The 22758-nt window shown below is 66.2% G+C and carries 24 protein-coding genes, 1 tRNA gene and 1 pseudogene; 15 read left to right on the top strand and 11 right to left on the bottom strand.

The features are described 5' to 3' along the window. Positions 1-945: 945 nt before the first annotated feature. Together AW274_RS40720 and AW274_RS38710 are read right to left on the bottom strand one after the other, a co-directional pair. The gene (locus AW274_RS40720; RefSeq protein ID WP_157520837.1) at positions 946-1665 is read right to left on the bottom strand and encodes an HNH endonuclease family protein; all 720 of its coding nucleotides are present in this window, start codon (positions 1663-1665) and stop codon (positions 946-948) included. Beyond that, positions 1652-2998: an AAA family ATPase gene (locus tag AW274_RS38710; RefSeq protein WP_063813756.1), complete on the bottom strand. Its 1347-nt coding sequence runs from the start codon at positions 2996-2998 to the stop codon at positions 1652-1654. Before AW274_RS38710 ends, AW274_RS40720 begins: the two co-directional genes overlap by 14 nt. A gap of 723 nt (positions 2999-3721) precedes the next feature. Between AW274_RS38710 and AW274_RS40715 the strand changes: the two genes are divergently transcribed. Then, positions 3722-3907 carry a hypothetical protein gene (locus AW274_RS40715; protein ID WP_157520836.1) on the top strand — a complete coding sequence of 62 codons (186 nt, stop codon included), beginning with the start codon at positions 3722-3724 and terminating at the stop codon, positions 3905-3907. A 28-nt stretch (positions 3908-3935) separates the two neighbouring features. On the opposite strand, the gene AW274_RS43055 is transcribed toward AW274_RS40715, so the two are convergent. After that, on the bottom strand, positions 3936-4358 hold the full coding sequence (locus AW274_RS43055) for an ATP-binding protein (RefSeq protein WP_063813791.1): 423 nt from the start codon (positions 4356-4358) through the stop codon (positions 3936-3938). Positions 4359-4530: 172 nt separating this feature from the next. Here AW274_RS43055 and AW274_RS31790 point away from each other — a divergent pair, with 172 nt between their 5' ends. From AW274_RS31790 to AW274_RS31760, 8 genes are all read left to right on the top strand, one after another. Further along, positions 4531-4839, top strand: a complete 309-nt coding sequence (locus AW274_RS31790) for a putative quinol monooxygenase (RefSeq protein ID WP_062440125.1) — start codon at positions 4531-4533, stop codon at positions 4837-4839. Continuing rightward, the gene (locus tag AW274_RS31785) at positions 4836-6038 is read left to right on the top strand and encodes a helix-turn-helix domain-containing protein (RefSeq protein WP_062440121.1); all 1203 of its coding nucleotides are present in this window, start codon (positions 4836-4838) and stop codon (positions 6036-6038) included. The genes AW274_RS31790 and AW274_RS31785 overlap by 4 nt, the downstream gene beginning before the upstream one ends. Positions 6039-6217: 179 nt before the next feature. Next, positions 6218-6547 carry an SCO3933 family regulatory protein gene (locus tag AW274_RS31780; RefSeq protein WP_157520835.1) on the top strand — a complete coding sequence of 110 codons (330 nt, stop codon included), beginning with the start codon at positions 6218-6220 and terminating at the stop codon, positions 6545-6547. A gap of 94 nt (positions 6548-6641) precedes the next feature. Further along, entirely contained in the window at positions 6642-8000 is a 1359-nt protein-coding gene (locus AW274_RS31775) for an FtsK/SpoIIIE domain-containing protein (protein ID WP_062440102.1), read from the top strand. A gap of 11 nt (positions 8001-8011) precedes the next feature. Further along, positions 8012-8158 (top strand): hypothetical protein, encoded by a 147-nt coding sequence (locus AW274_RS40710; protein ID WP_157520834.1) that lies wholly within the window; start codon positions 8012-8014, stop codon positions 8156-8158. Between the two features lie 217 nt (positions 8159-8375). Continuing rightward, positions 8376-9713, top strand: coding sequence for a replication initiator (locus tag AW274_RS31770; RefSeq protein WP_062440098.1), 1338 nt, complete (start codon positions 8376-8378; stop codon positions 9711-9713). Then, positions 9703-9900, top strand: a complete 198-nt coding sequence (locus AW274_RS31765; RefSeq protein WP_062440095.1) for a helix-turn-helix domain-containing protein — start codon at positions 9703-9705, stop codon at positions 9898-9900. The genes AW274_RS31770 and AW274_RS31765 overlap by 11 nt, the downstream gene beginning before the upstream one ends. Beyond that, positions 9900-11030: a tyrosine-type recombinase/integrase gene (locus tag AW274_RS31760; RefSeq protein ID WP_062440092.1), complete on the top strand. Its 1131-nt coding sequence runs from the start codon at positions 9900-9902 to the stop codon at positions 11028-11030. The genes AW274_RS31765 and AW274_RS31760 overlap by 1 nt, the downstream gene beginning before the upstream one ends. Before the next feature lie 1162 nt (positions 11031-12192). On the opposite strand, the gene AW274_RS31755 is transcribed toward AW274_RS31760, so the two are convergent. From AW274_RS31755 to galU, 7 genes are all read right to left on the bottom strand, one after another. Beyond that, positions 12193-12266 (bottom strand) — tRNA-Ala (locus tag AW274_RS31755). A 52-nt stretch (positions 12267-12318) separates the two neighbouring features. Further along, positions 12319-12918 carry a divisome protein SepX/GlpR gene (gene sepX, locus AW274_RS31750; RefSeq protein WP_062440089.1) on the bottom strand — a complete coding sequence of 200 codons (600 nt, stop codon included), beginning with the start codon at positions 12916-12918 and terminating at the stop codon, positions 12319-12321. A gap of 122 nt (positions 12919-13040) precedes the next feature. Then, positions 13041-13679, bottom strand: coding sequence for a GNAT family N-acetyltransferase (locus AW274_RS31745; RefSeq protein WP_062440085.1), 639 nt, complete (start codon positions 13677-13679; stop codon positions 13041-13043). Positions 13680-13715: 36 nt separating this feature from the next. Next, complete coding sequence (locus tag AW274_RS31740) at positions 13716-14192, bottom strand: MogA/MoaB family molybdenum cofactor biosynthesis protein (RefSeq protein ID WP_198169508.1); 477 nt, start codon at positions 14190-14192, stop codon at positions 13716-13718. After that, on the bottom strand, positions 14189-14656 hold the full coding sequence (gene moaC, locus AW274_RS31735; RefSeq protein ID WP_062440079.1) for a cyclic pyranopterin monophosphate synthase MoaC: 468 nt from the start codon (positions 14654-14656) through the stop codon (positions 14189-14191). The genes AW274_RS31740 and moaC overlap by 4 nt, the downstream gene beginning before the upstream one ends. Beyond that, complete coding sequence (gene glp, locus AW274_RS31730; RefSeq protein ID WP_062440076.1) at positions 14653-15858, bottom strand: molybdotransferase-like divisome protein Glp; 1206 nt, start codon at positions 15856-15858, stop codon at positions 14653-14655. The genes moaC and glp overlap by 4 nt, the downstream gene beginning before the upstream one ends. After that, complete coding sequence (galU, locus tag AW274_RS31725; protein ID WP_062440071.1) at positions 15842-16750, bottom strand: UTP--glucose-1-phosphate uridylyltransferase GalU; 909 nt, start codon at positions 16748-16750, stop codon at positions 15842-15844. Before galU ends, glp begins: the two co-directional genes overlap by 17 nt. A gap of 24 nt (positions 16751-16774) precedes the next feature. Here galU and AW274_RS31720 point away from each other — a divergent pair, with 24 nt between their 5' ends. The 6 genes and pseudogenes from AW274_RS31720 to AW274_RS42295 all read left to right on the top strand — a co-directional run bounded on the left by AW274_RS31720 (position 16775) and on the right by AW274_RS42295 (position 21267). After that, positions 16775-17359, top strand: coding sequence for a 5-formyltetrahydrofolate cyclo-ligase (locus AW274_RS31720; RefSeq protein WP_062440069.1), 585 nt, complete (start codon positions 16775-16777; stop codon positions 17357-17359). An 18-nt stretch (positions 17360-17377) separates the two neighbouring features. Next, entirely contained in the window at positions 17378-18886 is a 1509-nt protein-coding gene (locus AW274_RS31715; RefSeq protein WP_369408684.1) for a potassium/proton antiporter, read from the top strand. 85 nt (positions 18887-18971) lie between these two features. After that, a complete protein-coding gene (locus tag AW274_RS31710; RefSeq protein WP_062440067.1) occupies positions 18972-19262 on the top strand; it encodes an FmdB family zinc ribbon protein in 291 nt (96 codons plus the stop codon). A 78-nt stretch (positions 19263-19340) separates the two neighbouring features. Beyond that, complete coding sequence (locus AW274_RS31705) at positions 19341-20147, top strand: S-methyl-5'-thioadenosine phosphorylase (protein WP_062440064.1); 807 nt, start codon at positions 19341-19343, stop codon at positions 20145-20147. Positions 20148-20598: 451 nt separating this feature from the next. After that, positions 20599-20970 (top strand): annotated as a pseudogene (locus tag AW274_RS42300) (SAF domain-containing protein); the annotation flags it as partial. A gap of 63 nt (positions 20971-21033) precedes the next feature. After that, entirely contained in the window at positions 21034-21267 is a 234-nt protein-coding gene (locus AW274_RS42295; RefSeq protein WP_232320591.1) for a hypothetical protein, read from the top strand. A gap of 126 nt (positions 21268-21393) precedes the next feature. Here the strand turns inward: AW274_RS42295 and AW274_RS31695 are convergent, their stop codons facing one another. Beyond that, complete coding sequence (locus tag AW274_RS31695) at positions 21394-22449, bottom strand: M15 family metallopeptidase (protein WP_157520833.1); 1056 nt, start codon at positions 22447-22449, stop codon at positions 21394-21396. Positions 22450-22758: the final 309 nt, after the last annotated feature.

The raw sequence follows: 22758 nt of genomic DNA, 5'->3' as shown, positions 1-22758 counted from the left end.
GGGTAATCACCTCATATCCGGCGTGATCCCTGGTAACCGCAGCCTTGTAGCACTCTGCAGGCTTACCTACGTTGTGCTCCTCATTGGCGCACGCCGTTGGATGCCGCTCTCGGCGAGCCAGCCGCCATCCACGTCGGCATACATGATCTCGGATCGTCGAGGACAGTCACTCAGTTTGTCACTCAGAAGATCAAAAAGGCCAGCCCCGCTAAGCGGAACTGGCCTCTGACCTGCAGGTTCATGAGTGGAGCTATGGGGATTTGAACCCCAGACCCCTTCGATGCGAAGCCACTTGCCCAGCCTGCTCTATCCAGCCTGTTGGGCCGTTGACCTGGTGATTCGGTCCATCGATGATCGGCAGCGTCCGCCGGTGTACGCACCCGTTGTCACTCAGTTTGTCACTCACCCTGCATGCCTTAGCGTTCCGCCATCGACGCGGACCCGAGGGGCGATGGACGCCTCAACCCATCGAGCCTGAGTCGCTCTGGCAAGCGACCGACAGGCCGACCTAGCAAACCCGCCCACTGAGTCATTGGTCATTTTTAGATGTCGGGACCGCGCTTCACCAACCCGCCCGCGTAGAACCTGCGGCAGGGATCTGTACTCAAGCAGCAGAGGTGCAGCTGGCTTTATAGCTCACTGTGAGAGGCCAAAGCTTGTACCGTATCGGCATGGCGACATGTGTCAGATGCGAAGAGAGCTTCGACGTCTCGGAAGCGCGAGCCGACTACAAGTCAGCGTTCAATGGAGAACTCGACTATGACTACAACTATGGTTGCGAAGTCTGCGCGAATTGCGCCATACCTGACTCTGAAGGTCTCATCAACCAGGGTCGCGCAATCCTCATGATGAATGGAGATGAGGACTATGACGATGACTTCGTACAAGAGTGGCTATGAGGCCTGCACCGCATGAGCAGTCCACCACGCCGGCAGGGCGCGCAGATTATTTCAGTTCCGGGTATTCCCTGAACGCCGAAATAACTTCAGCAGAAAGCAGCAGCCCAGGATCTTGCGCTTCCGAAAAGACCTTTACCATTGCCACTCTGACCGACTGAAAAGGGTACTCGCGCAACACCTTAAGAATCTTGAATGCCTTATCTGAGTAGCCGCTCTCCAGAGCTTTAACATACGAAGGGATCAGGTATTCGATCGCCGTCCATGCATTCGATCTTCCGCTTGCACATACGTCCCGATTCAATCCACAGACGCCGATAGTTGCATCGCCCTTCGCATCTATACCTACATAGAGACCAGTAGTTGGGGTCAACTGCAAGTGAGCCGAAGGGTCGTCTACCGTGGGATCAATTAGAAGAGCATCACCATCAGAGCCCAACGGAAACAAAGTACGTTTATGGTTGCTGTTACAACGCGTGCAGGCCAGTAGGTAGTTCAGCCAAGAAAAAGCATGATCTGGATATGCAGACTTGGGTCGAAAATGTTCAATGTCAGTCCCCTGGCTATCTTCGCAGTACATGCATCGCTCAAGCCCTGAGCTCATCCGGGCAAGGACAGCCTGAACTTCACTTTTTAGTCTTCGATCCAGCTTCTCCCAAAGCTTCGTCGCCGTAGCTTTCGGATCCTTGGAGCGTGCAACTTCCAAGGAAAGATCATCAAGCTTCTTCTGCTCCAACTTGCCGAGCGGGAGCCTCTCAATCTTCTGCATCGTCGAAACTTAGCGTCAACTGCTGGATAGCATCCGCTACATCCTTCGACGGAGTCCGCGGCAGCCTGGATTTTATCTCCTTGAGTCGAGCCTGCTCGCTAACAGAGATATGTTCAGAGGCCGCCTTCATCTCTAGGCTTGCCGCCTCGTTTCGCAGCTCAAGCGTAGGCCGCGAATAAGGGGTTTCCAAACCGAACAGATCAGTCAGAACCGCGTCATCCGCCGTGCCATTTACGACTCGATTAAACAACTCTCCTTCCACGATTCTTGCCCCCTCTCCTTCACCGGGAGCGGAAAGGCGAACTAGGCCCTTATCATCGGCAGCCTGACAAATGAAAGGGCTGTGCGTACTAACAATGAATTGCAGGTTAGGAAAGTGCTCTTTTAGCCAGAAGCCAATCCTCTGCTGCCAGGAAACATGGAGATGAACATCAATCTCATCAATAAGAACGACACCCGAATGGCCAAACGCAATCTTTTCCCCACCTATTTCTTTGAGATCACCAAATGCGGCGTATAGCTGCTTCACCAAGTCGAGAACCAGTGCAGCAACTGTTCGATATCCGTCACTTAGCGACCGAAGAGGAAGCTCTATACCGTCCGGAGTGGTAATCCACAAGCCATCCGAAGTTACCCGCTTTACTGTCATGCCCTCTGGCAGTAGCCCATCCCCCAAGAGCTTCAGTACGGCTTTCTCTACACGGTCGGCGTCTTCAGAGCCCTCAAGCCTTCGGAGATAGAGTTGTTGAAGCCACAGAACAGACTCAGAGAGAGACGCTTCTTCTCTAAAGAGGCTCGCCAGGCTGGAAGGTCTACCTGGAGTCATCATCAGTCGCTGCGCTTCGGTTGGAGCTAGCGAGAGACGTCGAAATGGTCCGTAACCTGCTAGAAACCATCCCTGCGGATTGGCCGACCATGGACCCCGCACCGGATCCCAATTCTCGCGTACCTTGTCTCTTGTCTTTTCGATAGACGGTTCCGGACCTTCCTCTTGACGAATCCACTTCAAGCCCGACCATGGCTCAAACTTCGGAACTCGCCCAGGAGCAAAGGCATCAAAGTCAGAAAATCGCAGACGTGTCTTCACGTAGGCTTCGTCGACGTCCTCTCGAATCCAATCTGCGAATGTCTCACGAAGGGTTCTTGCAGCGGATGGTCCTGCAATAGCCAGCGCAATCGACTGAAGAAAGGACGACTTACCCGCCCCGTTCCGGCCTGCGACTACAACCCATCTGGGTAGACTTCCATCTTCCCGTACGAAGTCGAGCGCTACACCGGCTTCTTTTGCTCCGAATCCCTTAATGTTCTCGATCACTATCTCGCTGATAAGCATCTCAGCCGCCCGGCTCCCTGCTCCTGGTCATTAGTTTTTGTGATGCATTATCCGACGCTAATCTAGCTCTCGGATCTTGCCTCGCCTGCCAGAGGCGAGCCGGTAGATGAGAACCAACTGTTGCGAGACTAGCGGTGCTAACGCTATGTATCAGCAGGAGCTAGAAGCAAACCTTTCCGCATCAACTGATCACCTCGTACGCCGTCGTCCCACCCCGGAGGGGCAGCGGGCCGGTGGCGGAGGGGCAAGCTCGGCTTCGCGTGTACATGCTCCCGGTGACCTTCCTCGCCCGCTGGTTGCCCTACGTGCACAGCCGGGCTTGAGCCGGAGCCTCCGGTCTGCTGGGCTTGCCTGGGACGACGGTGTGCGAGGTGATCCCCCCGCCACCAACTACGGACCTGCCACGTCTTGCACCCGCGATCACCTCGGGGCCGGACTCCCCCGCCGGAGGCGAAAAGGCCCTTGGCTCCTTGTGGCCGGCACCGCCGTAGCTCCCGCCCGAAGCTGGTTCTCACCCGGCTACGCGGTCAAGACCGCCGTCCCTGGATCGGGCGCGGGAAGGTGGCGCGGACGGGTCGGCCCGAAGAGGCCGCATGCCCGGCCGCGCCTGGCCGCCCCGCGCCGCCGACGCCCGCAGGGCGGCGGCTTGAACCCGTAAAGAAGGTTGTAACCAGCTCCCGGCATCAGAGCTACTGAGCACGCCCCGCCAACAGGTCAGACCACATGGCCCGCCCTTCGTTCACGTTCACCCGGGGCGTCTCCTCGACCTTCCCGCGGCTGGTCCGGCGCAAGTACGCCTGTCCCCCGCTCTCGCAGAGCTCGTACACCGTCGGCAGACAGTCACACGTCCACTCGATCACCCGTGGTGGCCGATCCCCAACCGGCGCCCGCCACGTCAGCTCCCGCTGATCCTCCTGCGCCCGTTCGGGATGCGGGCTCAGGCACTCCTTCCTGAACAGGGCAACCGGGGCGACAGCGAAACCGTCGCCCACACGGTCCGGCTCCGCTCGTCCCCGTGAACGCCCCACGACTCCGCCAGGTGGTCAACGAGGTCAAGCCCTCGTCCACCTTCAGCCCGCTCGTCGGCCTTGCACACCTCGGGCACGGCCCGGCCGCCCTCGTCGAGAACCCCCATCCACAGCTGATCACCCTCGACCCGTAACGTCACCGAGAACCGGCCTCCGGGCTCCCCGCTGTTCGTGTGCCTCACGGCGTTCGCCGACAGCTCCGAAACGATCAGCTGAGCCGTATCGACCTCGCGCCGGTCCCCCAGGTGCAGCGCCACGAATCGGCGCACTCGCGCGACCTGCTGGGCGGTTCCGGGGAAGGTCTGACGCCACTCGACGGCGGGGGCGTTCATCTCGGGCACCTCACGATCACGCAGGCCAAACGCGGTCAGATCGCTATCGGTACTTAAAGTACTGTTATGGTATTGAGAGTACAAGCCACTTCGAGTACTTGCCCCGCACAATAAGTGCTGATCAGATGCGAGGTGGCGTTTCCGACACGTCCACCACGAGGGGAGAGGTGCCATGTTCGGGCTAGTAGTCCGCTTCACCTGCAAGGACCAGGCCGCCGCCGACGCGTTCGATCAGCTCATCGGCGAGACCATCGAAGGGATCAAGGCGCACGAGCCGGGCACGCTCGTCTACACCGTCCACAAGGTCGACGGTGAGCCACTCCTGCGGATCTTCTACGAGCTCTACCGCGACCGCGACGCCTTCGACGCTCACGAGGAGCAGGAGCACACGAAGCGGTTCCTCGGCGCCCGTGACGAACTGCTGTCCGGCGTGGAAGTCGACTGGCTCGACCTCCAGGTCGGCAAGGTCACGACCCCATGAGCGACGAGTACCAACGCGCTTTGGGCCGACGCATCGCCCAGGAGCGAAAGCGACGCGGTCTCTCCCAAGTAGAGCTGGCCCAGCTCGTCGGCCGCTCGGTCGCCTGGGTCTCCCAGGTCGAGCGCGGCGTGCGCAAGATCGACCGCATGTCGGTCCTGGAGAAGGTCGCCGAGACCCTCGAAGTCCCCCTATCGGAGCTCGCCGCCGAAGCCCCCATCGTCGCGGCCACCACCGAGGAGATCCCCGGCTCGGCCAACCTCCGCCTGGTGCTCTCCGGCGCGCACATCCTCAAGGCGATGCTGCACGCCGCCCCCGTTCCCCCGGCCAACGAGATCCGCCCGCAGGTCGAGCGGGCTTGGCACCTCACCCACGAGAGCCAGTACGTCGAGCTCGGCGACCTGCTGCGCAGTCTCATCCCCGTACTGGAAGGCGCGGCCCGCTCGGCTCCGGAAGAGCGCCGCCCGGAGCTGTACGAGATGCTCGCCGCCCTCTATCAGGCGTGTTCGGCCGCGCTGGCCAAGCTCGGTGAGCCTGAGGCCGCGTGGATCGCCGCCGACCGCGCGATGGTCGCGGCCGAGCGTGGCGGTGACCCGTTGATGGTCGGGGCCGGCGCTTTCCGGCTCGGCTTCGTCTTCCTCGGCGCGCGCCACTTCGACCAGGCGGAGGAGACCGCCCGCACCGCCGCAGAGGCGCTGTGGTTCCTCGCCGAGCAGGGCAAGCCCGAAGCCATGTCTCTGTGGGGCGGCCTCACCTTGCAACGCGCCGTCGCCGCTTCTCGCGTCAACCAGGCCGACGCCGCGTACGAGCACCTCGCCCGCGCCCGGAGCATCGCCGAGAAGCTCGGCGAAGGGCGTAACGACTACAACACCGAGTTCGGCCCGGCCAACGTCGCCCTCTATGAGGTCGCCGTGGCGGTCGAGCTCGGCGACGCCGGTCACGCCCTCCGGGTCGGCACGGCCGTCGACACGTCCACGCTGTCGAGCGAGCGCCGCGCCCGGCTGCACATCGACCTGGCCCGCGCGCACGCTCAGCGCCGCCAGGTCGCCGAGGCCACGAGCGCACTCCTGGACGCGGAGAGGATCACGCCGGAGCAGCTCCGGAACCACCGCATGGCGCGTCAGCTCGTGTCCGACCTGCTCACCATGCAGGACCCACCCGCCTCTGACCTGCGAGAACTCGCTGATCGGATCGGCGCGTAGAAAAAGTACTAGGACTAGTACTTGAAGTACTAGCTAATACTGCAAGTACCAGGTAGCGTCTGTGTTGGCGCTGAGGTCCCTGCTACACCGGGGGATCGCAGCACCAGCACAGGCGCTTTCTGCGTTCTCAGGCCGCCACCGATCGCGGCAACAACCAACCGACAAGAGGTGTGTTCAGCATGCGCAACATCCCCGTGGACCTCTCGGCCCTGTCCTTCGTCGTCGCCGGTGAGGCGGAAGCGAAGATCGTCGACCGCGCCACTGGCGAGATCAAGAGGGACGCCGAAGGCCGGGAGCTCTACACCGTCCCGCTGCTGCCCAAGCCGAACGACGACCGCCGCAACCCGGTGATCGTCGTGACCTTCCCGTCCGCGACCTTCCCGAGCCTGCCTGAGGGGGTTCAGGTCCGGCCGGTCGGCCTAGCCGCCTTCTTTTGGCAGATGAACGGCCGATCGGGGCTCGGCTTTCGCGCCGAGACGATCGTCCCGGCCAACGGCAAGGCCGCCTGACCAGGCCACGTCTACGCCCCGGGAGCGGGCCTAAGCCTGCCAGCTCCCCTGCTCCCGGGGCCTTCCCTTCGCTCACCGAAGAGAGGCACCAAGTATGACCGACCTGCTGGTTTCACTCGCCCCGATCGGGGGTGTCCTCCCGTTCCTCGCCGCGCTGCTGGTGACCTGGCGTCACCTGCACCCCGCCTCGTTCTGGCTCGGCGTCGGCTACCCCCTGCGGGCCGCGCGGGTCTACCTCACGTGGGGGAACGTCGCGGCCGGGTGCGGGCTCAGCACCAAACGGCGCCGCATCCGATGGACGCTCGACGGCATCACCGCCCTCGACCTGCTCACGAAGGGCCGGGAGGACAAGCGCCGGATACGCCGCGTCCAGGTCGACAAGGCACCTGGGCTCGGCCTGGTCCTGCCACTGCGGCACGGCTTCAAGCTGTGGGTACGCCTCCCGGACGGCCAGACGCCCGACCACTACACCGCCAAGCTCGACCACCTCGGCCACGCATGGCGCGTGCACTCCGTCCGGGTCCTGCGCTGGAAACCCGGCAAGGTCCAGCTTCAAGCGACCGTGTACGACCCGCTCACCTCGGTCAGCGCCTCCGTCGTCGACCAGTTCCTCAAGGTCTGTGTTGGACGGCTGGAGACCAACGCGCCCTGGGTCATCGACTTCACCACCATGCCGCACTGGCTCATCACCGGGGCGACCCAGTCAGGCAAGTCGACGCTCATCAACCGGCTCATCTGCGGTCTGGCACCGCAACCTCTCGCCATCATCGGGTGCGACCTCAAGGGCGGGGTCGAGCTCACCCCGTACGAGGATCGGCTGACGGCGCTCGCCACCGACCGCGCGCAGATGACGGCGGTCCTGAACCGGCTCATCGACGAGATCAAGCGGCGCATGTCCACCTGCCGTGACCATCGGGTGCGCAACATCTGGCAGCTTCCCGAGGACGCCCAACCCGTCCCGGTCATCATGTTCGTCGACGAGGTCGCCGAGCTGTTCCTGATGGCCGACAAGTCCGAGAAGGACGAGATCGCCGCGACGGCGACCAACCTCATCCGCATCGCCCAGCTCGGCCGCGCGTTCGGCGTCTACCTCGTCATCTGCGGCCAGCGGGTCGGCTCCGACCTCGGCCCGGGAGTCACCGCGCTCCGCGCCCAGCTCTCCGGCCGCGTCTGCCACCGCGTCAACGACCCTGAGACGGCGAACATGACACTCGGCGACATGGACCCGGCCGCGCTCAACGCCGCCCGGCTCATCCCCGCCGAGACTCCCGGTCTCGCCGTCGTCACCGGCGCAGATGGCCGCTGGTACAAGGCCCGATCCGAGTACGTCAGCGAGCAACAAGCCGAGCAAGCCGCGGTGACCTACGCCCATCTGCGCCCGACCTGGGCCGACATCACGACCGCCGACGTCGTCCCGATCAGCGACGACGAGTACAACGCCTACGCGGCCTGAAAGGGATTCTCATGCCTCGAAAGAAGCCCGTCCCCTGCCTGACCTGCGGTGGCGAAGGCCAGATCGAAGACACCGTCATCGTCAGGCGTGGCCGCTCCATCGCCGAGTTCGACACCTGGGCGCTCTGCCTCGACTGCAGCGGCACCGGCATCCTGTGATCCGCTCCCGCTGCTGCACCTGCGGCGGAACCGGTCTCGTCAACGACGACCAGGGCGAGGCCGTCACCTGCCTCGACTGCCTGGGCACCGGCATCGACAACCACGGCATCTGAACTCTCGGCGCGAGGCGGTCGACGCCTGCCAGCTCCCGCCTCGCGCCGCATCTCATAGCTCACCAGGAGAACCGTTGTCTTTCGCACGCCCTGAAGTCGCTCAGGTGACGCCGACCGCGCTGAGCGACCTCATCGGCCCGGTCATCCGCGACCTGGCCCGCCGCTCCGGCCACGACCTGAACCGCTGGCTCGACCAGGTCGAACGACTGGGCGGCTGCCGCGAGCCGATGCGGCTCACCGGCCACACCGAAACGCTCGACACCCAGACCGGCCAGATCGTCAGCACGTACGACACCAGCGCCGAACCGCACGGGCATCTCTTGCTGAGGTGCGGCAACCGCCGCGCGTCCCGCTGCCCGGCCTGCGCCGAGGTCTACCGCCGCGACACCTTCCACCTCATCCGCGCCGGACTCCTCGGCGGGGACAAGGGCGTGCCCTCGACCGTCAGCGCACACCCGCGCGTGCTGGCCACGCTCACCGCGCCGTCCTTCGGCCCGGTCCATCGCGGTCCCGGCAAGGACGGCAAGACCGTGGTCTGCCACCCTCGGCGAACCGGCCCGTCCTGCCGCCACTGGCACAAGGCCGGCGACCCGCGTATCGGCCAGGCCATCGACCCGGGCACTTACGACTACACCGGCCACGTCCTGTGGAACGCCCACGCCGGAGACCTCTGGCGGCGCTTCACCATCTACCTGCGCCGTCACCTGGCCAACACGGCCGGACTGTCCCGGACCACCTTCGACGCCACCACCCGGGTCTCCTTCGCCAAGGTCGCCGAGTACCAGGCGCGCGGCCTGGTCCACTTCCACGCGGTCATCCGACTCGACGGCCGCTCATCAACCGGGCTCGTCACACCGCCGCCGTGGGCCACCGCTGAACTGCTCGGGGACGCAATACGGTCGGCCGCGCTCGCGGTCAGCCTCGACGTCCCCGGCCTGGACAAGCCTCTCCGCTGGGGACGACAGATCGACGTCTCCGTCATCACCGCCTCCGGCGCTATCACCGAACGCGCCGTCGCCGGATACGTCGCCAAGTACGCCACCAAGTCGGCCGAGACCTCCGGCACGCTCGACCGGCCGGTCAGGGCTCACGACATCGCCCGGCTCAAGGCCCAGGGCGTGCCCGACCACACCGCCCAACTGATCCGCACCGCCTGGCGGCTCGGCAACCACATCGCCCATCCCGAGTACGCCCACCTCCGGCTCCGCGAGTGGGCTCACATGCTCGGATTCCGGGGCCACTTCTCGACCAAGAGCCGCCGCTACTCGACCACGCTGACGCGCCTCCGTCAGGCACGCACCGACTTCCGCATCCGCATCACCCGCGACCCGGCGACGACGCTCGTCCTCGGCTCGTGGACTTATGCCGGTCAGGGCCTCACCCCTGGTGAAGCCGCCCTGGCCGCCGAGCTCAAGGGAACGGGGACCGCCCATGGCAAGTGAGCTGACGTCCTTCCGCCTCTATCGGGTCGCCACCGCGATGGACCTGCTCGGCCTGAGCCGCACGGTGATCTACGAACTCATCCGGTCCGGCCGTCTGCGGTCGGTCAAGGAGGGCCGGACCCGGCTGGTGCCCGCGAGCGCCATCGCCGACTACATCACTCTTCTGGAGCGGGAGGCGGGAGCCTGATGACCAAGCGACGTAGCCCGGGAGACGGCGGTCTCCACTGGGACGAAGAGCGTCAGCGCTGGATCGCATCCCTCACGGTGGGCTACACCCCGAAGGGCAAGCGCATCGTCAAGAAGGCCAGCGGCAAGACGAAGACCGAAGCGAAGGCACGCCTGAAGCAGATCATCCGCGACTGGGAGGAGGGCCTCCTCGTCTCCTCGGCCGGATACACCGTGGCGAACGCGGTGGAGAACTGGCTCCTGTTCGGCCTCAGCGGCCGAGACTCCGCCACCGTCGAGAAGTGCAAGATCCTCGGCCAGAAACACGTGATCGCCTGCCTGGGCGCCCGCAAGCTGGCCGAGCTCTCCGCCGACGAAGTTGACACCTGGCTGGCCGACCGCTCGAAGGTCCTCAGCACCCGGTCCCTGCGTGAGGTCCGCTCGATCCTGCTCCGCGCGGTCAACCGCGCCCAGGCCCGCGACAAGGTGAAGCGCAACGTGGTCCTGTTGTGCGAGATCCCGAAAGGCCGGCCGGGCCGCCCGTCCAAGTCCCTGACCTTCAACCAGGCGGAAGCCGTCCTGGACGCGGCGGACGGGACGTTGCTCAACGCGTACATCGTCCTGTCTCTGCTGATCGGGGCTCGTACGGAGGAGCTCCGCGCCCTGACCTGGTCGCACGTCGCCCTGAAGGGCGAACCCGCGTCCATCATGGTGTGGCGGTCCGTGCGGGCCGGTGGCGACACCAAGACTCAGATGTCCCGGCGCACGCTGGCCATGCCGAAGCGCTGCGCTGAGGCGCTGAAGGCCCATCAGGAGCGTCAGGCCGTCGCCCGCAAGGCTGCCGGGAAGCGGTGGCAGGAGAACGACCTCGTGTTCGCCTCGACGGTCGGCACTCAACTCGACTCACACAATGTCCGCCGCGCCTTCCGGAAGGTCCTCAAGAAGGCCGGTCTGAACGAGAAGGAGTGGACGCCGCGCGAGATGCGGCACAGCTTCGTCTCCCTGCTCTCGGACAGCGGCGTCCCCATCGAGAACATCTCGCGCCTGGTCGGCCACAGCAACACCAAGGTCACTGAACTCGTCTACAGGAAGCAACTCCGGCCCATGCTGTTGGAGGGCGCTGAGGCCATGGACGATATCTTCAAGGCTTAACCATTTAGAAAATCAAAAGGCCAGTTCCGGTCGACGGAACTGGCCTTTGACCTTGGTGAAGCTGGACACACATCTCACTGCGCCAGGCAAAGCCGACCTGGAATCATGACGTGCGTTGCTATCCTTCGACGTAGCGGGCCTCCGCAGCCCGTGGGTGCGTTCTACGAAGGCCCGCGCGTTAGAGGCGCTGCTAGGAGTTGGCTACATGGCTCCTAGCAGCTGCCCGACGATTTATCCCCCTCGCATGAGACGGTCGAGGATTGCCCCGACCGTCTCAGCAACGACTCTCGCGAGAATCGACACCCAAGCCGGTTCCCCGGCGTCGGACGGGCCCCGATTCTTGCGCCGCCCAGCCATTTGCGCCACCCCCTCTCACTGTTGACTCGGCAGGCTCCTGAGTCGACCGGGCGCGCGGTCCGGCCGCTATGACGAGCAACTTCGAGCCCTTCTTTGTTAATAGCCCATTACAAGCACACGAAGAATGTGGAAGCAGTGTCTGGCGCGTGAAATAAAACTAGCGACAACATCTGCGGAGAAGTTAAGTTGCGGACCCAAAGCGCGATTTGATCGCGACATAAATCTATTCATGGACTGGCATCGCACTTTTTAACGGCGACAAGCAACCACTTCGACCATCCAAAACTACAGAACACAAGGGGGTCTCGCGTAATGCGCGAAATTAGTCAGTCACTATATAGATTTAGGCATGCCCCAAAAAAATTCCATTACGTTGGATTTATTGGCACCAATGGCATCAATCAATCGGCCGCAAGCACAGGAAGTACATCAATTCGGATTAAACTCTCATAGTTGACATAACTTGGACGATCGTGCATATAAAGGAAAATCGACAGTCCCAGCGATGGCCGCGTTGAGGAAGTGAACGTGACCCCCGTCCCTCGCATGGGTCGCCGCACGTAGGGAGCGGCTGTCAGCGACGGCGTTCTCGTACTTGAAGGCCAGCGCCGCCCTCAGCTGGGCGTGAAGCCCAGCAGCGCTTTGGAGGATTTGCCAAAGGACGATCTAGATACACAGGTGGCCGCAAGCGCGCCTTGAGGCCCCTCAGGACGCGATCGGGCGCAGTCACTCAGTTTGTCACTCAGAAGATCAAAAAGGCCAGCCCCGCTGAGCGGAACTGGCCTCTGACCTGCAAGTTCATGAGTGGAGCTATGGGGATTTGAACCCCAGACCCCTTCGATGCGAACGAAGTGCGCTACCGGACTGCGCTATAGCCCCGTGAACGAGATCTAGGCTACCAAACTCCAGCACCCCTTCGCGCCATCCACGCCTAGTCCCCCACCGCTCGCCGGTGATCCGCGTACTGGTCGAACACGCCCCCGCGCTTCTTCTCCAGTTCGATGATCTCGGCCTCCAGAGCCGCCTCGGCGGCCCGCCGGGCTTCCTGCCGCGCCCGTCGCATCCGATCGGCCCGTACGCGGGCCGCCAGGTCCTGCTGCTCGTCTTCCAGCTTGGAGGCCACTCGCAGCAACGTCACGTACAGCCCGAGAAGGAGCGCGGCCGGCACGACGCCCCACCACGGCACCGCGCCGAGGAAGGCGGCCACGGAGGAGACGAGCACCATGGCCACGCACCACAGCAGGGTGCGGCGCCGGCGGACCCGGATGCGGGCTCTGCGGCGGTTGGTGGCGTACTGGGGGTCGGAGGAGGCCGCGGGGTCGGACACCGATGCCTCCTCTTCCGGTGATTGCGACGATTCCGCAGTCGTGGGTGAGGGGGTGGCTTGATCGGGGGTTTCGATCAAGGTGTCGCCCTCGGTGTTGTCCTTGTCTTCGTCCATTAGGACATAGCGGTCGCGGCGTAGCCACATCGGAACGAGGACGCCGAGCCACATTGCGACGATGGCCAGATATAGGAGGACGCTGCTCATCGGCTGCTCTCCTCCCGGTCTCCGCCCGCCTGCATGCTCACGTCACGCACCGTAAGGCGGCGTGTCACTGATTGACGAGCATTCGGTCCGGTGTGTCGCGAGATCGTCGAAGCTGTTGTCGCCTACGGGGACTCGCCGTGACGTGCGGCCGATGAGTCTCGGGCGCGGCGCCACTGGACGAGCAGGCCCCTGGGCACGTCTTCCACGGTCAACGCGTAGCAGATGTGGTCTCGCCACGCTCCGTCGATGTGGAGTTGCCGTCGGCGTACGCCCTCCTCGCGGAAGCCGAGTTTTTCGACGACGCGGCGGCTGGCGTGGTTTTCGGGGCGGATGTTGGCTTCGAGGCGGTGGAGGCCGGTGGTGAAGAAGCAGTGGTCGACGGCCATGGCGAGGGCGGTGGGGATGATGCCCTTGCCGGCCTGGGCGCCGTCGACCCAGTAGCCGACCTGGGCGGAGCGGGCCGAGCCCCAGACGATCGCGCCGACGGTGAGCTGGCCGGCGAAGGCGCCGTTGTACGTCACGACCCACGGCAGGGCCAGGCCCTGTCTGGCCTCGCGGCGGAGGGTGCCGACCATGGAGACGTAGGGGCTGAGGCCGGTGCGGAACAGGGGCGTCTCGGGGTTGCTGGGTTCCCAGGGGCGCAGCCAGTCGGCGTTGCGCAGGCGGGTTTCCCGCCAGACGCGCACGTCGCGGAGCCGGAGCGGCCGGAGGCCGATGGGGCCCTCCGCCAGGGTCGCGGGCCAGCCGCGAAGTCGATCCACTTGTCAATCATCCCTCTTGTTCACCGAATCGCGCCATCAGACGCGATGGTCACCGCCGCGGATCTGGTCGACCACGTGGCCGAGGATGGGGCCGAGGACGGCCATTCCGTCGCGTACGCCGCCGGTGGAGCCGGGCAGGTTGACCACCAGGGTCGAGCCCGCCTGGCCCGACAGTCCGCGCGAGAGCACCGAGGTGGGCACCTTCTCGCGGTTGGCCTGCCTGATCGCCTCGGCGATGCCGGGGATCTCCCGGTCGAGCACGCGCCGGGTCATCTCGGGGGTCAGGTCGGTCGGCGTCAGCCCGGTTCCCCCGGTGGTGACGATGACGTGGTACGCCGACTCGAGCCCCTTCACCAACGCTTCATACACCGGTTCACCGTCGTGGACCACCACGGGGCCGTCGACCGTGCAGCCGTGCTCCTCCAGGAGGGTGTGGAGGATCCGGCCCGACCGGTCTTCGTACACCCCCTCGGCGGCGCGGTTGGAGGCGGTGATGACCAGGGCGCGGATCACGGGCGCCGCCAGTCGCCGGTCTTGCCGCCGGTCTTCTCCTCGACGCGCACGTCGGTGATGACGGCGGCGGGGTCGACGGCCTTGATCATGTCGATCAGGCCGAGGGCGGCCACGGTCACGGCGGTGAGGGCCTCCATCTCGACGCCCGTCTTGTCGGCCGTTTTCACGAACGCGGTGATGTCGACGCCGGAATCGACCACCGTCAGCTCCACTTTCACGCCGTGCAGGGCGATGGGGTGGCAGAGGGGGATCAGGTCGGGGGTCTTCTTGGCGCCCATGATCCCGGCGATCCGGGCCACCCCGAGCGCGTCGCCCTTCGGGGTGTCGCCCGACCTCAGGATCGCCACGGCCTCCTCGGAGAGCAGCACACGACCGGAGGCGGTGGACGTACGGACAGAGACGGGTTTTTCTGACACGTCGACCATGCGGGCCTGGCCCGATTCGTCGAGATGGGTGAGATTCACAGCGGGATCACCTCAACAGTCGTCCCCTCGGGGACCTCGGTCACGTCTTCGGGTACGACGATCAGCGCGTCGGCGGCGGCCAGCGCGGCGAGCTGGTGGGAGCCCTGGCCGCGCGCGGGGGTGACCCGGTCGCCGGCCAGCACGGCGCGCAGGTAGGAGCGGCGGCCCTGCGGCGAGCGCAGCCGGCCGGTGCACACGGCCCGCACCGAGGCGGGCAGCTCGGCGGGCAGGCCCTGCAACCGGCGCAGGGCCGGGCGCACGAACAGGACGAAGGAGACATACGACGAGACGGGGTTGCCCGGCAGGGTGAAGATCGGGATCTCGTCGTCGCCGACCACGCCGAACCCCTGGGGCATGCCGGGCTGCATGGCGACCTTCTCGAACTTGACCGTGCCGAGCGGGCTCAGGCCCTCTTTCACCGGCTCGTAGGCGCCCATCGAGACCCCGCCGCTGGTGATCACCGCGTCGGCCCGGACGAGCTGGGCGTCCAGAGTCTCCATGAAGACACGCGGGTCGTCGGTCACCGAGCCCACGCGGAACGCCTCGCCGCCGGCCTCGCGGACCGCGGCGGCCAGCATGAAGCTGTTGGACTCCCAGATCTGGCCGTGGCCGAGCGGGGTGCCGGGCTCGGCGAGTTCGGCGCCAGTCGAGAGCACGGCCACCCGGGGCACCGGCCGGACCAGCACGCGCCGCCGCCCCACGCCGGCGAGCATGCCGATCTGGGCCGCGCCGATGCGCGTGCCCGCGGCCAGGACCACGTCTCCCACCCGCACATCTTCACCGGCCCTGCGGATCGCGTTGCCGCGCTCGACCTGCTTGTGGATGACCACGTTGGCGGTGCCGCCGTCGGTGTACTCGACCGGCACGACCGCGTCGGCGCCCGCCGGCAGCGGCGCCCCGGTCATGATCCGTGCGGTGAGGCCCGGCCCGATCGCGCGGACCAGCGGGTCGCCCGCCGCGACGTCCTCGGTCACCGGCAGCGTGACCGGCGCACCGGCGAGGTCGGCGGCGACGACCGCGTAGCCGTCCATCGCCGAGTTGTCGAAGGGCGGCAGGTCGACCGGCGCGGTCACGTCTTCGGCGAGCACCGCCCCCAGCGCCCGCTCGAGGTCGAGCTCGAGCGGCGCGAGAGGGCGGACGGTCGCCAGGATGTCGGCGAGGTGCCGATCGACCGGTTTGAGATCGCTAGGGCTGTGCCTCATTCAGGAATTCTCGCAGCCAGGGCAGGAACTCGGGGGCGAGGTCCTGCCGCCGCGCCGCGAACTCCACCACGGTCTGCAGGTACTGCAGCTTGTCGCCGGTGTCGAAGCGGCGGCCGCGGAAGAGCACGCCGTAGACGGGGCCGCCCTCTTCGGGGGTGCTCGACGCGAGCGTGCGCAGCGCGTCGGTGAGCTGGATCTCGCCGCCCCGGCCGGGCGGGGTCTTCTCCAGCACCTCGAAGACGGCCGGGTCGATCACGTATCGCCCGATGATGGCCCAGTTCGAGGGCGCCTCCTCTTTCGGGGGCTTCTCGACCAGGTCGGTGATCCGCACGACGTCGTCCTCGTCGGTCGCCTCGATGGCGGCGCAGCCGTACTGGGAGACCTGCTCCTCGGGCACCTCCATCAGCGCGATGACGCTGCCGCCGCGCTGCTGGCGTACCTCGATCATGCGGTTGAGCAGCGGGTCGTTGGGGTCGATGATGTCGTCGCCGAGGAGACACGCGAACGGCTCGTGGCCGACGTGTTGCTTGGCGCACAACACGGCGTGGCCGAGGCCCTTCGGCTCGCCCTGGCGGACGTAGTGCATGGTCGCGAGGTCGACGGGTTCCTGAATCTGCGAGAGGCGCTTCTCGTCGCCCTTCGCCCGGAGGGCGCCCTCCAGCTCCGCGGCCACGTCGAAGTGGTCTTCAATGGATCGTTTGTTGCGCCCGGTGACCATCAGCACGTCGAGCAGCCCCGCGGAGACTGCCTCCTCGACGACATACTGGATCGCCGGTTTGTCGACGATCGGCAGCATCTCCTTCGGAGTGGCCTTGGTCGCGGGCAGGAATCGCGTCCCGAGACCGGCGGCGGGGACGACGGCTTTGGTTACGGAGTCGAAGTCAGCACCCATGGATGAAGGCTAGTGGAGGGCTCTTTGGACAAGTTCGAGCTGAGGCGCGAAATTCTGCGTGAACGTTCCATCATGGACGCCGACGATCGCCGTGAGAGCGCTCGCCGGATCAGGGAGACCCTGCTTGACCAGCCATGGGTCCAGATGGCCGGCCTCGTCGCCTGTTATTGGTCGACCGGAACGGAACCGTCCACCGAGGGCCTGGTCTTCGCCCTGTGGAAACACGGCGCGACCGTGATCCTGCCGGTGCTGCGCGACGACGACGACCTCGACTGGGCGGTCTACGACGGTCCCGACACCCTGGCGCCGGGCCGCCACGGGATCATGGAACCGGTCGACACCAGGCGCGGCGTCGACACGATCAGGACCGCCGCGCTGGTGATCGTCCCGGCGCTCGCCGTCGATCCCCATTCGGGTGTACGCCTCGGGCGAGGCGGCGGCTCCTACGACAGAGCCCTGGCGAGAGTGGGCCCCAACGTGCCGACCGTGGCCCTCCTCAACGAGGGGGAACTGCGTGCGGGCGTGCCCGCCGAGCCGCATGACCAGCGCGTGCGGTACGCGGCGTTGCCGTCCGGGATCCGTGTTGTTCCTGTGAAAGAATCTACATAAATCACGAAAGGGGACCTGGTGCGTCTGGACATCGACGGATGGCTCCTCCTGTCCGCCGTGATCGTCCTGGCGGCCGTGGTCTCGGTCAGAGTCGCCCACCGCACCGGCCTGCCCTCACTGCTGCTCTACCTCGCCCTGGGCGTCGCCCTCGGCGAGTCGGGCCTCGGCATCCACTTCGAGGACGCCGAACTGGCCAAGCAGATCGGCCTGATCGCCCTCGCGATCATTCTGGCCGAAGGCGGCCTGACCACCAACTGGGAACACGTGCGCAAGGCCGTACCGACCGCATTGGTGCTGGCCACCTTCGGCGTCGCGGTCAGCATCATCGTGCTGGCCCTGGCCGTGTTCGGCTTCCTCGGCATGGACTGGCGCACGGCCATGCTCCTGGGCGCGATCCTCGCCTCGACCGACGCCGCCGCGGTCTTCAGCGTGCTGCGCCGCCTCCCGCTGCCGCCCCGCCTGGCCGGCACCCTGGAGGCCGAATCGGGCTTCAACGACGCCCCCACGGTGATCGTCGTCGTGATGCTCAGCCAGGTCAGCGCGCCCATGCCCACCACGTGGAACGTTCTGGGCACCGCCCTGTGGGAACTGGCCGCGGGCGCGGCGGTCGGCTGCGCCGCCGGCCCCATCGCCGCCTACGCGCTGCGCCGCGTCGCGCTGCCCGCCTCGGGCCTCTACCCGATCGCGGTCTTGGCCGTCGCCTTCATCGCCTACAGCGGCGCGGTCCTGCTCCACGCCTCGGGTTTCCTTTCCGTGTACGTCGCCGCGCTCATTATCGGCAACAGCCGCCTCCCCCACCGGGCCGCGACCAGAGGCTTCGCCGAAGGGGCGGCCTGGCTGGCCCAGATCGGCCTGTTCGTCATCCTCGGCCTGCTGGTCAGCCCCGACGAGCTGCCCAGCCAGATCATCCCCGGCCTGGTCGCCGGCCTGGCGCTGGTGCTGCTGGCCCGCCCGATCTCGGTGGTCCTGTCGTCTCTGGCGGTCCGTCTCACCCGCATCGACCACGTCAGCTGGCGAGAACAGGTCTTCCTGTCGTGGGCCGGCCTGCGCGGCGCGGTCCCGATCGTCCTGGCCACCATCCCGTGGGCGGCCGGAGTGCCCGGCGCGAAGGCGCTGTTCAACGAGGTCTTCGTGATCGTGGTGGTCTTCACCCTGATCCAGGGCCCCACCCTGCCGTTCCTGGCCCGTGTGCTGGGCCTGTCGAACGACGGCGAGGCCCGCGACCTCGACGTGGAGGCCGCCCCGCTGGAGGAGCTCAACGCCGACCTGCTCCAGGTGCGGATCCCGCCCCAGTCGAAGCTCCACGGCGTCGAGGTCTTCGAGCTCCGCCTGCCCGCCGACGCCGCCGTCACCATGGTCGTCAGAGACGGCCACTCGTTCGTCCCCGACGGCAGCACCCGCCTGCGCCGCGACGACCAGCTGCTCGTCGTGACCACCGCGGCCCAGCGCCGCACCGTGGAGAAGCGCCTGCGCGCGGTCTCTCGCAGAGGCAAACTCGCAGGCTGGTATGGGGAGACAGGGGACTAAACTCCCCCACGGCAACGTTGCAGCTTGCCGATTGCCTTATCATTTAGCAGTCACTTGGGTCGAGTGCCAAGTCGAGGAGGACCGCGTGCCCACCTATCAGTACGCCTGCACCAGTTGTGGTGAGCAGCTCGAAGTCGTCCAGAAGTTCACCGACGACGCCCTGACCGAGTGCCCCGCGTGCCAGGGCCGCCTCCGCAAGGTCTTCAACGCGGTGGGCATCGTGTTCAAGGGCTCCGGCTTCTACCGGACCGACAACCGGTCGTCGACGTCGTCGTCCACGACCTCGTCGACGGCGTCCAAGCCTGCTGCCGAGAGCAAGCCGGCCGAGACGAGCACCCCGGCCAGCACCACTCCCGCGAGCACGCCGGCGGCCTGACCAGCGCCGAAGTGGGTTGTCCACAGGAAGGCGGAGACGGCCTCACCGGGTGGGGCCGGGGGCGCTAGTGTCGGCGCCATGGTCAATCGTGCAGACATCGGTGTCATCGGCGGTTCAGGGTTCTACTCCCTGCTCGACGACGCCGAGGAGATCGATGTCGCGACCCCCTACGGGCCTCCCAGCGACAAGGTGACGGTCGGGCGCATCGGCGGCCGCACCGTCGCCTTCATCCCCCGCCACGGGCGGGACCACGGCTTCCCACCCCACCGCATCCCCTACCGGGCCAACATGTGGGCGCTGCGCTCCCTGGGCGTGCGCCAGGTGCTGGCCCCCAGCGCCGTCGGCTCCCTGCGCGCCGAGCTGGGCCCCGGCGCGTTGGTCGTGCCCGACCAGCTCATCGACCGCACCTCCGGTCGTGTCCAGACTTTTTACGACGCGGGCGGCGCCGTCCACGTGTCGTTCGCCGACCCCTACTGCCCTGACGGGCGTTCCGCCGCCGTGTCCGTGGCGGGCGCTGCTGGCTGGGATGTGTCCGACGGTGGGACCCTGGTCGTCATCGAGGGGCCTCGGTTCTCGACCCGGGCCGAGTCGAAGTGGTTCGCGAGCATGGGGTGCTCGATCGTCGGGATGACGGGGTTTCCTGAGTCTGTGCTGGCTCGGGAGTTGGCGCTCTGTTATACGTCGATGTCGCTTGTCACCGATCACGACGCGGGGGTCGAGGCGGGCGAAGGGGTCACCCATGAAGAGGTGATGGCGTTCTTCGCGCGCAACGTGGAGCGGATGCGGTCGCTGGTGGGGCAGGTGGTGCAGGCGTTGCCGGAGGAACGGGCTTGCGCTTGCGGGAACGCGCTGGACGGGATCAAGCTGCCGTTCGAACTTCCGTAGTCGGTGCTGTGGGCGGCAGGGGTCTGTCGTGATCGATGGCTGCCGCCTTCCTATGCGGGTCCTCTCGACGACTTGGCCGCCCCTCCTAGGCGGGTCCTACGGATCAACGACCTGATTGCCTCTCTCCTGGGGGAGTTCCTCGACGAGTTGGCCGCCGCCCTCCCGGGCGGGTCTTGCGCTATCCATGAGTTGGCCGGCGCCTTCCAGGGTGGGTCCAGAGGATCGATGACTTAGCTGCGGCCCTCCTGAGTGAGTTCTACGTGATCGATGATTTGCCTAGCCCTCTCGGGGGTGGTTCTTACGTGATCAATGACCTAGCCACGTCTTTCGGGGCGGAACTTGGGTGATCGATCAGTTGGCCGCCGTCCCTCGGGTGGGTCCAATGTGATTGCGCCTGCCCGTGTTCTTTGTGTTCGTCTCGCCGCGGTTGGAACGATTCACTCCTCTGGCCATGGTGGGAGCGGTTCGGTTCTGTGGTGCGGGCTCGATGGGTGGGTGCCGCGTCCCCTTTCTCGCCTGGAGTTCTGTCATGCGTGTCGTGGTGCCGGCGCGGTGGGCTCGTGTGCTCGCTCGGCGGCGGCGGTTGATCTCGGCTGTTCTGCTTGGGCTGGCGGTGGCGGGGGCCCTTGTCTCTGTACGGGCTCCGTCGGGTGTGGCGGTTCTCGTCGCGGCTCGTGATCTTTCTGGCGGGCGTCTTGCGGCTGGGGATCTTTCCACGGTTCGGGTGCCGGCGTCCGTTGTGCCTGACGGGTATCTGGCGGCCGGGTCCGCTGTGGTCGGGAGGGTGTTGACGGGGGCTGCTCGGCGGGGGGAGGTGCTCACCGATGCTCGGTTGCTCGGGGGTGGGTTGCTCGGATCTGATGCGCGGGGGGTGGTGGCCACGCCCGTGCGGGTTGAGGATGCGGACGCCGCCGGGTTGGTGGCGGCCGGGGATGTGATCGACGTTCTGGCCGCTTATGAGACGCATGCCGAAACCGCGGCCGAGCGGGTGACCGTGTTGACCAAGGCGCAGTCGGACGAGGGTGGGCTGCTCGTGTTGGCCACGACGACCGGGCAGGCCGCCTCGTTGGCTCGGGCGCAGGCGGGGGCGCGGTTGTCGATCGCGATCCATCCGCGTTAGGTGGTCTTTGGGGCGGTTCCAGTCGTTGCGGGGCGGGGATGGCGCGGCCGGTTGGCGCCGGGGGCGGCGCGTGGTCTCGGCGGCGGGGGGTGCCGGGGTGGGCGGAGCCGTAACGGAGACTGCTTTTTAGAGGAGGGAGCCGATCTTGGGGTCGTATTCCCAGTGCCAGGGTTCGAAGGGGCTCACGTAGGCCCAGTCGGGGTGGATCCAGCCGAATTTCTTGCCGTTCTGTTCGAGCCAGACGAATTCGGTGGATTTGTACACGCGGATCGGGCCGCAGAAGTCGATCGCCAGGCCGAGGCCGTGGTTGCTGCGGCCGGGGATGGCCGCGAGGCCGGGGCGCTGGTAGTAGACGATCTGCTGGTCGCGGAGGCTGCGGTAGCTGTCGACGACGCAGAGGGGCTGTCCGAAACGTTTCTTGTACGCCAGGTTGAGGTCGGCGAAGGCGATCGCCGCGTCGGCGCGGAGTTCCTCGCCCTTGAAGGGCAGCGGGCAGAGCACGTTCGTGGGCAGCAGGCCGTTGGCGTACTCCTCCGCGAGCACGACCCTCGTCGGGTCGCACGCGCCCCCACCACGCTTCACGCCGAGTTTGGCGAGCGCCGACGTAAGGGATTTGACCGTCTTCTGCGACTGCTTGCGCAGCGTGTCGATCTCGAACGTCAGCTGGGCTTCTTGGAGGAGCTTGGTGGCCCGCAGCTCCTGCGCCTCCGAGGCCAGCTGCTCGCGATCCTGGAACAGGCGGGTCGCGTCGACGACCACGATGTTGCGCCCCGCGATCAGCTGGTTGGCGTCGCTCATCGCCCGCAGCGACGCCTCGCCGTTCGAGCTGGTCAGCATGGAGGCCATGTTCCGGCTGGCCGGATTCTGGTACATGACCTCGATCAGGTCGGACAGCGGCTGCCGGATCTTCGCGAGCTCCTGGTCGGCGGCGCGAAGCTGGGTGAGTTTTGCCTCAAGCTGCTTGTTGGAGGAGTCGAACTCCTTCTGCCGCGCGACGAGCGCCTTGGTGGCGGCCTCGATCCCCTTGGCCGCCTCTTCGGCGTCGCGCCGGAGCTCGGTCAGCGTGGCCGGGTCTTTCGACGGAGTGGTCTGCGCCGGCGCGGTCCGTGCCGGCGCGGCCTGAGCTGGCGCAGCGATTGAGAGCGCCAGCATGAGGGCCGCGACCAGTCCCGCTGATCGCACGCTCGACTCCTCCGTTTGCGAATTCGTGACCTCGGTCAGGGACGCACGTTACTACAGCAGGATGTGTGGTCGTGGCCGAGTCGTAGGAGCCGTTACATACCGATTGGCGTGTCTTGTTCCATGTGCGCCTTGTGGACCGTTCGCATGGGTTGGCGCGGGGTTTTCAGGCCGGCTTGCGCGCTTCCTCCTGGCACATCTCCCAGAGCCACGTGTCGGTCCATTCGTCGGGGCAGGGTTGGCGGGGGGCTTGTCTCGGGGTTGGTCTTGCGGGGGTGGCTGGTCTCTTTGGGGCGGTTCTGGGTTGTTGCG

The sequence above is a fragment of the Herbidospora daliensis genome (assembly GCF_001570585.1).
In the GTDB taxonomy this organism is placed as follows: domain Bacteria; phylum Actinomycetota; class Actinomycetes; order Streptosporangiales; family Streptosporangiaceae; genus Herbidospora; species Herbidospora daliensis.
Note: the sequence above shows the minus strand (reverse complement) of the source record. Positions and strands in the feature narration are given on the sequence as shown.

Bases quoted from the DNA above. Each gene is read 5' to 3' on its own strand.
- AW274_RS40715 (WP_157520836.1), top strand. From the start codon at position 3,722: ATGGCCCGCCCTTCGTTCACGTTCACCCGGGGCGTCTCCTCGACCTTC.
- AW274_RS31780 (WP_157520835.1), top strand. From the start codon at position 6,218: ATGCGCAACATCCCCGTGGACCTCTCGGCCCTGTCCTTCGTCGTCGCC.
- AW274_RS31775 (WP_062440102.1), top strand. From the start codon at position 6,642: ATGACCGACCTGCTGGTTTCACTCGCCCCGATCGGGGGTGTCCTCCCG.
- galU (WP_062440071.1), bottom strand. From the start codon at position 16,750: ATGGGTGCTGACTTCGACTCCGTAACCAAAGCCGTCGTCCCCGCCGCC.
- AW274_RS40720 (WP_157520837.1), bottom strand. From the start codon at position 1,665: ATGCAGAAGATTGAGAGGCTCCCGCTCGGCAAGTTGGAGCAGAAGAAG.
- AW274_RS40710 (WP_157520834.1), top strand. From the start codon at position 8,012: ATGCCTCGAAAGAAGCCCGTCCCCTGCCTGACCTGCGGTGGCGAAGGC.
- AW274_RS31785 (WP_062440121.1), top strand. From the start codon at position 4,836: ATGAGCGACGAGTACCAACGCGCTTTGGGCCGACGCATCGCCCAGGAG.
- AW274_RS43055 (WP_063813791.1), bottom strand. From the start codon at position 4,358: ATGAACGCCCCCGCCGTCGAGTGGCGTCAGACCTTCCCCGGAACCGCC.
- AW274_RS38710 (WP_063813756.1), bottom strand. From the start codon at position 2,998: ATGCTTATCAGCGAGATAGTGATCGAGAACATTAAGGGATTCGGAGCA.
- sepX (WP_062440089.1), bottom strand. From the start codon at position 12,918: ATGAGCAGCGTCCTCCTATATCTGGCCATCGTCGCAATGTGGCTCGGC.
- AW274_RS31705 (WP_062440064.1), top strand. From the start codon at position 19,341: ATGGTCAATCGTGCAGACATCGGTGTCATCGGCGGTTCAGGGTTCTAC.
- glp (WP_062440076.1), bottom strand. From the start codon at position 15,858: ATGAGGCACAGCCCTAGCGATCTCAAACCGGTCGATCGGCACCTCGCC.
- AW274_RS31790 (WP_062440125.1), top strand. From the start codon at position 4,531: ATGTTCGGGCTAGTAGTCCGCTTCACCTGCAAGGACCAGGCCGCCGCC.
- AW274_RS31765 (WP_062440095.1), top strand. From the start codon at position 9,703: ATGGCAAGTGAGCTGACGTCCTTCCGCCTCTATCGGGTCGCCACCGCG.
- AW274_RS31760 (WP_062440092.1), top strand. From the start codon at position 9,900: ATGACCAAGCGACGTAGCCCGGGAGACGGCGGTCTCCACTGGGACGAA.